This is a genomic window from Castellaniella sp. (assembly GCF_034675845.1).
Taxonomy (GTDB): Bacteria; Pseudomonadota; Gammaproteobacteria; order Burkholderiales; family Burkholderiaceae_B; genus Castellaniella.
The window spans coordinates 1,355,501-1,367,262 of record NZ_JAUCCU010000001.1; the positions used below are offsets into that span (position 1 = coordinate 1,355,501).

At 57.4% G+C, this 11,762-nt stretch carries 8 protein-coding genes and 1 pseudogene; 4 read left to right on the forward strand and 5 right to left on the reverse strand.

Annotated elements, in window-relative coordinates; translation table 11 throughout:
- Positions 1–207 precede the first annotated feature (207 nt).
- On the forward strand, positions 208–1,920 hold the full coding sequence (locus VDP81_RS06510) for a hypothetical protein (RefSeq protein WP_323011861.1): 1,713 nt from the start codon (positions 208–210) through the stop codon (positions 1,918–1,920).
- On the opposite strand, the gene VDP81_RS06515 is transcribed toward VDP81_RS06510, so the two are convergent.
- The gene (locus VDP81_RS06515) at positions 1,910–3,511 is read right to left on the reverse strand and encodes a rhamnan synthesis F family protein (RefSeq protein ID WP_323011862.1); all 1,602 of its coding nucleotides are present in this window, start codon (positions 3,509–3,511) and stop codon (positions 1,910–1,912) included. The two genes, VDP81_RS06510 and VDP81_RS06515, sit on opposite strands and share 11 nt — an antisense overlap.
- Positions 3,490–4,617, reverse strand: a complete 1,128-nt coding sequence (locus VDP81_RS06520) for a hypothetical protein (RefSeq protein ID WP_323011863.1) — start codon at positions 4,615–4,617, stop codon at positions 3,490–3,492. The genes VDP81_RS06515 and VDP81_RS06520 overlap by 22 nt, the downstream gene beginning before the upstream one ends.
- 181 nt (positions 4,618–4,798) lie before the next feature.
- On the opposite strand from VDP81_RS06520, the gene VDP81_RS06525 reads away from it, so the two are divergent.
- The 3 genes and pseudogenes from VDP81_RS06525 (at position 4,799) to VDP81_RS06535 (ending at position 7,872) form a co-directional block, all read left to right on the forward strand.
- Positions 4,799–5,545, forward strand: coding sequence for an ABC transporter permease (locus VDP81_RS06525; protein WP_323012398.1), 747 nt, complete (start codon positions 4,799–4,801; stop codon positions 5,543–5,545).
- Positions 5,535–6,918, forward strand: a pseudogene (locus VDP81_RS06530) (ABC transporter ATP-binding protein). The gene VDP81_RS06525 and the pseudogene VDP81_RS06530 overlap by 11 nt, the downstream one beginning before the upstream one ends.
- Before the next feature lie 3 nt (positions 6,919–6,921).
- Positions 6,922–7,872 (forward strand): class I SAM-dependent methyltransferase, encoded by a 951-nt coding sequence (locus VDP81_RS06535; RefSeq protein ID WP_323011864.1) that lies wholly within the window; start codon positions 6,922–6,924, stop codon positions 7,870–7,872.
- Here VDP81_RS06535 and VDP81_RS06540 read toward each other — a convergent pair.
- The 3 genes from VDP81_RS06540 to VDP81_RS06550 all read right to left on the reverse strand — a co-directional run bounded on the left by VDP81_RS06540 (position 7,869) and on the right by VDP81_RS06550 (position 11,635).
- Positions 7,869–8,966: an acyltransferase gene (locus VDP81_RS06540; RefSeq protein ID WP_323011865.1), complete on the reverse strand. Its 1,098-nt coding sequence runs from the start codon at positions 8,964–8,966 to the stop codon at positions 7,869–7,871. The two genes, VDP81_RS06535 and VDP81_RS06540, sit on opposite strands and share 4 nt — an antisense overlap.
- Positions 8,967–8,989: 23 nt before the next feature.
- Entirely contained in the window at positions 8,990–10,027 is a 1,038-nt protein-coding gene (locus tag VDP81_RS06545) for an acyltransferase (RefSeq protein ID WP_323011866.1), read from the reverse strand.
- A 63-nt stretch (positions 10,028–10,090) separates the two neighbouring features.
- Positions 10,091–11,635, reverse strand: a complete 1,545-nt coding sequence (locus tag VDP81_RS06550) for a class I SAM-dependent methyltransferase (protein WP_323011867.1) — start codon at positions 11,633–11,635, stop codon at positions 10,091–10,093.
- Positions 11,636–11,762 lie beyond the last annotated feature (127 nt).

The following is an 11,762-nucleotide window of genomic DNA, read 5'->3' on the forward strand; positions in this document are numbered from 1 at the left end:
GATTTAGTGCAAATCTAGTGTAAAAAAAACACACCATTTGATTACTTTGAAATATAGCTTTAAATGACTGATTTCTAATGAAATTATTAACCATCAGGCACAGGACGATAGGGCGTTTGGTGGCAAACAGCTATAATATGGGCACCTGTACTTTCACCTTTTAATAGGCTGGCCCCTTATCGGCCCAGTTCTTGACCTACGCTGCTCATGCTATCCAATCCTGTGCGTCGTTTTCTTACTCGCGCCCGCAACGCCCTGGGCTATGTCGCCCGCGGAGAATTCAGCAGCCTGATTGCCCGTATCCAGCATCTACGTCATGCCACGCCGATGTACGCAGAACACCCCGGCGACATCCTGCCCGGCACAATCCTGCAGTGGTGCATCATCACCCCGCCGCACACTCTGTTCATCGCCCATCTGCTGGCTCGTCGGCTGGCCCAGTTGGGCTGCAGCACACAGATCACCACCCAGGTTCCCGACACGATCCAGGCTCATTTCCATATCGTGCTGTGCCCGCAGGTTTTTACGCGGCTGCCCCCACCAGAACGCACGTTCTTTTTCCAGATGGAACAATCCGTCAGCTCGCGCTGGTTTACCAAGGCATACCTGAACACCCTGCTGAACTGCCGGGGCGTGCTGGACTATGCGCTGGTCAATCTGGATTTCCTGCAAGACAAACAGATCCGGTTTCCGCACACCAATTACCTGCCGATTGGGTCAGACCCGGATTATCTCGACGGACAGCCCCCCGAACCCAAGCAATACGATGTGCTTTTTTATGGCGATGCGGCCAGTTCGCCGCGCCGCCAGGCCCTGTTGCAGGCACTGCAGAAACGCTTCAATGTGCATTGCTGCAGCGAGGTCTTTGGCGACGACATGAAGCGCGAAATCCGCCGCGCCAGGCTGGTAATCAATCTGCACTATTACGAAAACGCGCTGCTGGAAACCCCCCGCATCCAGGAATGCCTGGCCCTGGGCGTGCCTGTGGTGTCAGAATCAGCCCAGGATCAGGCAGATTACCCAGAGCTGGACGGCGTGGTGCGGTTTTTCCCCGAAGGCGATGCCAATGCCATGCTGGACGCAATCCAGGGCGCGCTGGACAATCCAATCCCAGCCGACGCCATTGCCCGCAGCACCCGCCAAAGCTGGCAGCGTTTCTGTTTTTTGTTTGACCGATTCATGGTGGGGGCCAAATTACTGCCTTATCATCATCTGAATCACCAGCCGCCCTATCTGAACCCGCCCATACAGCCTGTCGATGCCAACCCCCGGCTGATTCTGTCCATGCCCGAGACCATCACCCGGCGGCGCGACTACATGACCACCCCTGTGCGCAACAGCATCGTGTTCGACGGTGTACGGTATACGCCTGGCTGGATCGGCTGTGGACTGTCGTATGGGGCCATGGCAAACCATGCCTTGCGCCAGCAACTGAAGCGCCTGACGGTCCTGGAGGACGACGCCGAGGTCGGCCCGGATTTCGAGGAAAAAATGGCAATCATCCATCGCTACCTGGATCAGCTGGACGAGCAATGGGACGTATTTTGCGGCCTGATTGCCGTGGTCCACGGCGACACCCAGATTTCGCGGGTGGATGACTTCGAGGGCATGCGCTTTATCACGGTCAACCGCATGATCAGCGCAGTCTGTAATATCTATAGCCCCCGCGCCCTGCAACTGCTGGCTGACTGGAACCCAGGCACTGCCGACGAGCACAGCAACACCATTGACCAATACCTGGGCAGCCGCACCCAGTTGCGGGCAGTGATTGCCTTGCCGTTCGTGGCCAGCCTGCGCAAAGAACTGGACTCCACCCTATGGGGCATCGGCAACAGCCGTTATCTGACCATGATTACGGATTGCCAGGAAATCTTGCAGAAAAAAGCGGCGGATTTCCTGCAACAACAGACTAGCGGCTAAGGCCTGGCACGCTGGTCACGGCAATCTGCACCCCCTGTGCCTGGGGGACAGCCCCAAACAGGCGCTCCAGCGCATGCAGGACGCTGCCATCCACCGGCAGCGGTTCGTCCGGGTAATCGTCGTACTGCAAGCCCAGATCCAGAAAAGGCTGCAGTACCTGGGGCCGCAGCCAGAACATGGTGCCTGCCGGAAACAAAAATTGCTGGGGCAAGTTGGCAACGCCCATCCACTGGGCCAGCAATTGGGCGCATTGCAAATTGCCATCCCAACCCAACAGCAGTGGATCATCCGCAAAGGCCATCCCCCATTGGGGATGCGCCGCCATCTGTGCGACGATCTGATCCAGCATGGCCCCCCCTTGTGATCCACCCAGCAGATTTTCCATCAGAAACACCCGCCAGCGCTCGATGACCTGACGATCTGCATGGGGGCTGCGCTTGGTGTGAATATGACCGATCAAATCATAATCACGCGCCAATTGTGCCCCGAACGTGCTGATGAACGGCCCGATATCGCGCCCCCGATTGGGGACGATCTCGATGGACAACACCCGTCCCTGGTAATCCGCCAATAGATCGGTGGCCTGTGCCTGCTGGACGGCCCCGGGCACGCTGATGAATAAATCAGGCCGGGTCCGGTTGAGGTGCAGACGATCGATCATGTCCACCAGCATATCGGGGTAATAGGCGTGGATATGCAAGGCCGTGCGCAAGGCAGGGCGCCAGTGTTCAGGCAAAGCCCCTGGCCGGATGACGGGAAAATCCCAAGGGCCGACGGGGCAGCCCTGGCGCAGATAATCTGCAAAGGGGGTGGGCTGCAATATTGGCGGCGATGCGGCCCCATCGGCGGCATCCAGCTTCGCGACATGGTGTTGCGCATAAATGCCAGGATGAAACCCAGCCCTGGGCTTGCGCGCCCCCATGCCGCAGCGCCAGGCATGAATGTAGCTAAGGGCATCACTGCAAACAGGCTCGTCCTTCAGGTTGACGATTTCCCCCATGAATGCCGCATCCAACTGGCCGGATTGCGTCAAGACGGCCTCGTCCTGCCATGCCTGTTGCATCCGGTCTTTGGCCTGGGCGCACAGGCCCAGGATGGCGTCCGCATAGGCGCCTTGGCCCAGCGCCCGCCAGTCGGCCTGCGCCAAGGCCGTCGCCAGCCCCTGACGGGCCTGATCATCGCCCACCAAAACCAGCAAGCGCTGGGCCAGAGCGGGAATGTCTCCCAGGGGGGCCAGGCAGGGCTGGGCAAAGCCCTGATCAGCAATGGCCTGGGGTGCGCCATCGACCCCGGCAAACCCCAGTACCGGGATACCCTGGCCCAGCAAATACCCCGCAGGCGATTGGGATAGCGGGGTGCGATGGGGCAGCAGGCACAGATCCGCCTGCGGAAGCACTCCGCCATCAGCCCTGGTTTTTTCGGTCAGATAATCCAGAGAAATCAGATTAGACAAACCTGCCAGGGCGATTTCTTCGCGCAGGTCGAGCAGGAATTCGGGGTCTGGCGCAGTACCGGCATCATCCAGCAGCCACAGGAAATGCCAGTTGGATGCGGCATCGCCCGCCTGCTTCAAGGCCAATGCGCATTGCACGAAGGCGTCCAGCCCCCCGGCACGGCTGGCCGGCCCCAGCCCAGAACCTGCCGTATAGCGGGAGGTTCTGGGGTAGCGGGTATATTGGTCGCGGCAGGCTGGACGGCAGGCGCCCAAGGCGCCCCCGGCAACAAACCGACATGATCAAGCCGCAGATAAGAACAAATCGCCAGCGCCTGGCGACGGGCCGAGGCGGAAACAAAAGCCGTGTAGTCCGCCCAAAAAAACAGTTCTTGCCAAAAATAAATGTCGTCGGCATAGACGGCGGCATCCGGCAGCACGCACAACACCGGCACCCGGCAGCCCACCAGCGCGGGCAAGACGCTTTTGCAGTGCTGGCCCAACACCAGGGCCGTGCAATCGGGCGCATGCTGGGCCAGCCAGCCGTGGGCCTGGCGCACATATTGCCGTGCCAGGGCATAGTCTTCCCTGGCGTCCGGGGCCGTCGCATAGCCTGCAACGCTGTCCTGGATGGCAGCTTGGACGGCATCGCCCAGGTTCCACAGAAAGATATTGGCCCGGTTTTTCAAAGTGGCCAGCATCTGCTGCAGTTGCGCATCAACAGCCGGAGACTGCCCCAGGGCAGTGATCAACCAAAGGTCGGGCAAGCTATCCTGCCGGGCCTGCGCGCCTGCGACAAAAGCGGGATTTTCCGGTGCCGCATCAGGGCTGTCCGACGCGAGCACGGTGCCGGTGTTTTCCGGTGCGGTGACGGGGGCAGCCAACCCTGCTGCCGGACGGCCCTGATCCAGGGCGGAGCCCAGGGCTTGTTGCCGTAAGCGCGCCCGGATCTGCCGCAGCGCACGGCGCATTTTCCCCATGCGCCACAGACGGATTTGTTCCTGCAACCAACTGATGTCTCGTTGCTGGCGACTGATCTCCGCATCCCGCACATCCAACACGGCATTGAGTTCATCGATATGGTGCTGCAAGCGGCGTGCCACTACTTGCTGCTGTTTTGTCTGGGCGTCCAGGCGCGCTGCCCGCTGCCGATGCAAGACCGCGCCGGTTTCCACCTGAGCCCGCCAGACATCTGCCGCCTGCGCCCGCGCCTTGGCCAACTGTAAGCGCCGGTCGGCATCCAGCTTGTCACCCATTGCCATCATCCCGATTATTGATTCATGAAAAGTTGATGCGCGCGCTGCTTCTTGCTGCCTGGTGGCCAAGATTTTCCGCGCCAACTGGTAAACTTGGATTCTACCTGTCGTCACCCTCTATCCAGCCTTGAAATCCACCCTGACTACCCAATTTCCTGCCCTGTGGCAACACCGGCAGTTGATCGCCCGCATGGCCTGGCGCGACATCCTCGGGCGCTATCGCGGGTCGGCGGGTGGCCTGGCATGGTCGCTGCTGACCCCCATCCTGATGCTGGCGGTGTATACCATTGTGTTCAGCGGCATCTTCAAGGCCCGCTGGTCGGCGGACTCTACATCGCCACTGGATTATGCCCTGCAGCTTTTTGTGGGCTTGATTATCCATGGCTTGGCCGCCGAATGCTTTAACCGCGCTCCCGTTTTGGTCGTGTCCAATGTCAGCTACGTCAAACGCGTCCTGTTTCCGCTGGACACCCTGCCAATCGTCAATCTGATCTCGGCGCTGTTCCACGCCGCCATCAGTGTGGTCGTCCTGCTGGTGTTTTTTGCGACGCTGGAACATCACCTGTACCTGACGATCCTGTGGCTGCCGGTTGTGCTGCTGCCTTATCTGGTGATGTTGGCAGGCATCAGCTGGCTGCTGGCCGCCCTGGGGGTTTATCTGCGTGATATCGCCCAGCTGATGGGGCTGGTCAGCATGGTGTTGATGTTCTTGTCGCCCGTGTTCTATCCGATTTCCAATCTGCCGGCGCGTTTTCATATTTTCTTTCAGCTGAATCCCTTGACTGTCATCATCGAGCAAGCCCGCGCCGTCATTTTGCATGGCCAAGCCCCCGATTTCACAGCCCTGGGGCTGTATATGCTGGTGGCCATGGCCGTAGCCTGCGCCGGACTGGCTGCTTTCCATAAACTGAAAAAAGGCTTTGCCGATGTGCTCTGATCTCAGCCAGCCGACAACGCCCGCCCCAGACAAACAGGCCGACATTGCCATCGACGTGCGTGGCGTGGGCAAGACCTTTCGCCTATATAAACGCCCCCAGGATCGTTTATTACAGCATTTCACCCGGCGCACTTTGTTTCGCGAATTCCACGCCCTGGACGACATCAGCTTCCAGGTGCGGCGCGGCGAAACCATTGGGATCATCGGGCGCAATGGCTCAGGAAAATCCACCCTGCTGCAAATGATTTGCGGCACCCTGACCCCCACCCAAGGCCAAGTCACGGTGCATGGCCGCATCGCTGCGCTACTGGAACTGGGCGCAGGCTTCAATCCAGAATTCACCGGCCGCGAAAACGTCTATCTGAATGCCTCTATTCTGGGGCTCAGCCCCCGCCAGGTGGATGAGCGCCTGGATGATATTTTTGCATTTGCCGATATTGGCGAATTTGTTGATCAGCCGGTCAAGACCTATTCGTCAGGTATGTACGTGCGTTTGGCGTTTGCCGTGATTGCCCATGTGGATGCCGACATCCTGGTGATCGACGAGGCCCTGGCAGTAGGGGATGCACTGTTCACCCAGAAATGCATGCGGTTTTTGCGAAAATTTCGCGAAACAGGAACAATTTTATTCGTCAGCCATGACAGCAGTGCCGTCACCAATCTGTGCCAGCGCGCCATCTGGCTGGCCGATGGGAGCATCCGCCAGCATGGCAGCGCAAAAGACGTCTGCGAATCCTACCTGGCCTGGTTGTTCGGCAGCCAGAATCAGCGCCAGGCGGTGCGCGGCAGCCAGACCGAAACCGCCCAGCCCCAGCAATGGCACGATGCCCGCCTGCCCTATATCAATGCCAGCAATTTGCGCAATGACCTGGAAATCTTTCGTTTCGATCCTCAACAAGCCAGCTTTGGCCAAGGCGGGGCGCAGGTCACCGATGTTTTTCTGAGCAATCCGGAAGGTGAACGCCTGGCCTGGGTCGTGGGGGGGGGAAATCACCATCCTGACCATCCATATTGCCATCCATCAGCCCCTGGATCGCCCGATTGTGGGTTTTTATGTGAAAGACCGCCTGGGGCAGACGCTATTTGGTGATAATACCTATCTGGATTATGCCGATAGCCCGGTAGCCGCCACGGTCAACCAACAACTGATTGCCAATTTCCGGTTTCCCATGCCGTTGTTGCCAGTAGGCGATTATTCGATTGCCGTGGCCGTGGCCGATGGCACCCAGGAAGACCACGCCCAGCACCACTGGATTCACGACGCGCTGCTGTTTCGTTCACAATGCAGTGCAGTGTCGGCGGGGCTGGTGGGTATCCCCATGCTGGCCATCGAACTGAAAACCGCTCCGCCCGAACCCGCCCCAGAGGCCTGAAGTATGCCAGCGACATCACGCTACGATTATCAATTCGATCCGGATGACGACAGCACCCCCGCGCAAATCTGCCGCCTGATCGGCCATGGGCAGCGGGTGCTGGAATTAGGCTGTGCCGCCGGGGCGATGTCGGTGGTGCTGACCCGGCACTATCAATGCCAACTGATCGGCCTGGAAGCCGATCCCGCCGCCGCCGAGGCCGCCCGCGCCCACGGCATTGATGCCCGCGTCGCGAATCTGGAATCGCCCGATTGGGCCGCAGGCCTGGCCGACGCGTCATTTGACACGGTATTGGCCGCCGATGTGCTGGAACACCTGCACGACCCCCTGGGCTGCCTGCTGCAGCTGCGCCGCCTGCTGTCCCCTCAGGGGCGCTTGGTCGTGTCAGTACCCAATATCGCCCACAGCGGGGTGCTGGCGGCGCTGCTATGCGACGCCTTCCCATACCGCGACACCGGCCTGCTGGATCGCACACATGTGCACTTTTTTACCCGGCAAAGCCTGCAGCAGATGCTGCATCAGGCAGGATTTGCAGTCACCCAGGTGCAAACCGCCGATACCGGGCCGCATCACCCAGAGTTTGTCGCGTATTGGGATGCCCTGCCCTCCCCCCTGCGCCACCACCTGGCAGCTAATCCGGTGGGCCGGGCCTACCAGGTGATCATGCAGGCAACGCTGGCGCCTACGACGATATCCGAGACCGATAGTCCGCGCGCCCAGGAAGCTGATGTTTCTGTCCGGCAGACGCAGCCAGAGCACCATCAACAAACCTGGCTGAAGTCTGTGTCCGATCGGCTGGCCCAGGTCGATACCCTGGAAGAACAGCTTGCCAGTTTGCAAGCATCCCTTCAGTCCACAATGGTCGAACACGAACAACTGATCAAGCAACTAGAAGCCATGCAGCGGTCACGATCCTGGCGCTGGACGTCTTTTTTACGCCGCAAAAACCATTAATCGGGCTGTTTGAGATCCCGCACATAAACACGCCGGTATTGCAGGAAAGGCTTTTCGATCAGGTGGTACGTCAAAAGAGAAATCAGTAGCGTGGCCGGCAGGGCGACCAGCAGGCCATTCAGCACCACATTGGTGGCCTGATCATGTAGCAAGGGAATAAGCGGGACGTGCTTTGCCACGACCATCACCACAAACATATGCACCACATAGATGGAAAAGCTGAGTTCCCCGAGCTTGGCCAGGATTCGACCAGGTGCCGTTGGCAGACGGAACCGAAAGTACATATAGGACAGCACCAGCAGCGCCCAGGCCAGGCCTTCGACCAAGGGCCAGACAATCCACCAGGCCGCATCCATATTGGGCGAGCCACCATGATGATTCAACCAACGGACGGCAAACAGCAAAATGGCAAAGGACACCGGCAGCGCCAATGCATTTGAAAACAGACGCCGGCCTTGTCCACTGCTGTACATCCAGCCGCATACATAACCGATCAGGAATTGATCCAGACGGCCAAACAAGGTTTCGTAGGCCAAAAACCGCACTGAGCCGAATTCCAGATAAACACCTGACCGCACAATCAGCAACAACAGGGAAATACCGACGAAGTATTTAAGCCCCCAACGCTGAAAAAACGCATGCAGAAAGGGAAACAGCAGATAAAAGGAAAACTCGACTGGAATCGTCCAGAGGTGGGAAAAATAGGATAACTGGGCAATGGTTTCAGGCCTGAAGGCCAGCAGCCAGGCAATAATATCGAATACGCTGCGGCTTTGCCCCTGGTTATAGACCATCAGGGTCACAGCCAGGAAAACCGCAAAAATATACAACGGGTAAATCCGAATGAACCGGTTATAAACAAACCAACCATAACGGACGGTCTTTTGCTGGGCAATCACAGAAAAAATAAACCCGCTAAGCACCATGAAAAGGCCGATCCCCACATGCCCTTCATTGATCAGGCTGGCAATCGGATTGGAAAACTGCACATTCCCGATAAACTGATGGAAATAGTGATAAAGCAGGACCAAGGCAGCGGCATAAAATCTAAGATGATCCAGACGGGGCAGATAGCTTGTATTCAGGCTTTTCATTTTTTATGATCTAAAAAGACGGTTTATCCACGAGTACGGCGCACGGTCAGGGCCCGAATGTTTTTCTTGATCATGGTGTATAGCTTGAATTCCCCCAAGCCATAAATAATAGAAACCACCATTGAAAACACCAAGGAGGCCAGCATCAGGGGATAAAATCCAGTCAGTTGGTCTTGCACAAGCGCAATAAACAGCACAATCACCGGAGCATGAACCAGATAAATACCATACGATGCATCCCCGATGCGTTCCAGCCAAGGGATATTCAAATGCCGCACCCCCAGCAACAAGACTGCGGCAAGACCCAAGGCATACAGCATCAGCGCTCCTGCCGACGAGGTAACATACAGAATTTCGCCCAATGCACAAAGCACAATCGCTGCCAAAGCCAAAGGCAGCGAGGGCAGGTTTCGCACATAGTGATAATGCAGGCCCAGCAAAAATCCAGCAATAAAAAATATATTATAAGGAGACAGCCAGAGCCAGAGACCGGGAGCCACCACAGAAACTGATGTGTACCTGGATACCAGCACAATCATCAGCAGCCAGATCACACAAAGTCGGGTAATGGTCTGCACCGAGCAGCGCAAAGCAATCACGCTGGCCACCAAAAAATAAAACCCAAGCTCGTAGGCCAGTGTCCAGTAAGGAATATGGTAGCTATGATTCAAATCGGTTGGCATCAAGAAAAAACTGGTCCAGCTGAACGACCACTGATAGACCGGATTAATCAATAACAATGCTGACACCGCAATGGTCAGCCAATACCCTGGATAAATACGCTGGATTCGATTCCAAAAAAACCGATTTCCCTGGGATAGGCAACCCGCCATGACGAACCCTGAGATCGTAAAAAACAGATTGACGCCAATACCGCCAAAGCCAATTTTCAGGTACTGCATATAATCCAGACCAAGCGCTTGGCAAGCATAATAAATTGCATGCTGCAAAACGACCCCAAATGCTGCAATGGCACGCAGACACTGCAAACCGCCAAGACGTTGCTGCAGGCTGACCACCCCAGGCGGCTGGGCGGTGGATGTTTGACGGAACAGATACATGGCGAAAGCCCCAGTGGCAGGAAGGTCGCCCCAAAAAGGGCGACCCTTTTTTACTTTAACTCGCTATGCAACCTGCAGCGCCTTGAGCACCGGCAAATTCTTCACGGCAAAATCCGCAGCCTGCTGATTCAGCTCGGCCAGGTTTTCCTCGGGGGTTTCCAAGGTTTTAGCATCTTTCAGCAAACGCTGGCCCTGGGATTCAATGATCTGCCAAGCGTGTTGCGCCCATTCAGGCGGGTTTTTTCGACCCAGTGCCCGAGCCAGCAGAAATAGCTGGTGGAAACGCCCTACGGCAACCCCCCCGCCCAGCACCGGACTGGCCAGTGCGTCGATATCGTTGGAGTATTGTGCGCGCTCCATCAGGTGACGGTTCAGCTGATCGCAGCGCTTATGCACCTGGCGGGCGGCAGCGTCAGTCTGGCAGGGGGCTGCCACCCCCGTGCCCACCAGCACAATCAGGGCCTCAAGCACCTGGGGTTCTGCTAAACCGGGTAAGGCGGCAACCAGGTCGCGCAGGGTCTTGGGGGCATGTTGCTGGCCGGCCAATGCGTCCAGCAGGGGGCGATAAACGGATTCCTGTAAGGTCGCCTCACCCCCAGCGGTATTGACTTTCAGGGGCACATCCGGCGCGTGCTTCAGCAGCACAAACCGCGTTTGCAGCAGCTGATGGCGACGCTGTGCCGGCGACAGCGTGATGGGGCCGCGCATATATAGGTCTTTGCGGAATTGCTGATTGATGAAGTAGTCGCGCGCCTGTTCACGCAGGATGGGGTGCGCGATGGAGGCCAGGAATGTCCGCGCTTCGGCGGTCAGGTTGACCGATTCGACGATGTCCAACGGAACAGCTGTGCAGGCATAATCCAGCTTTGCTGGCCCCAACGCCTCGACGACGTCAGAAAAATACATGCAGTTCCATTCATGGTTCAGGTATTCGTGTGCCAGATAATGGCGGTTCTGCTTCACGATCTGCTTCAGTCGCTCGGGCAGGCTGGGCACGGCCTTAAGATAGGCGGGGCCAGCTGCCAGCAAATCCTGGGAAAACTTCATAGCGCTATCTACCCGCGCGGTCACATCACTTCCGCCTGGGATATAGCGATCGTGCAAGGCAAACAGCTGACGCAGCGGATAGGCAGGCGACCAACCCGGAAAGCAGTTATAGCTGACGTATAGATAGCCACCAGGCTTCAAGTGACGTCGGGCAAATTCAGTGACGATTTTTTGATTATCCAGACTGATCCAGGTCCAGATGCCATGCAGGCTGATGCTGTCGAACTGCGGCAGATCCGTGCGTTCCAGCAGTTGCTCGAAGCTGTCATCCCATACCCGGGCGCCACTACCAGACGCCTGGACCAATTGGTTGGCATGCGCGGCGTGGGTGGGGTTGAAGTCCGTGCCGACGTAATGGCCAGGATTCGCGGCCGCGTGGATGCTGAAAGACACCCCCTGGCCAAACCCCAGTTCGCAGTGCTGCGGCGTGGAGGATTCCTGGGCGGCAAAGCCGCGCAACAAAAGACAGAACCGCTGAAATACTGGATTGATTTCGCGGTAATAGCCGTAGGTATAAGTGGCGTCAGTGAAATAGCCTTCGTTCCAGACTGTGCTGCTCATGTGTGTTTGCCAATAAGTTGTGGGGAGTCTGAGGATTGTATTAGAGGATGATGGGAAATGTCGGAAATGGGGTCAGACACCATTTCCTATAAACAGGAAATGGTGTCTGACACCATTTCCTATAAAA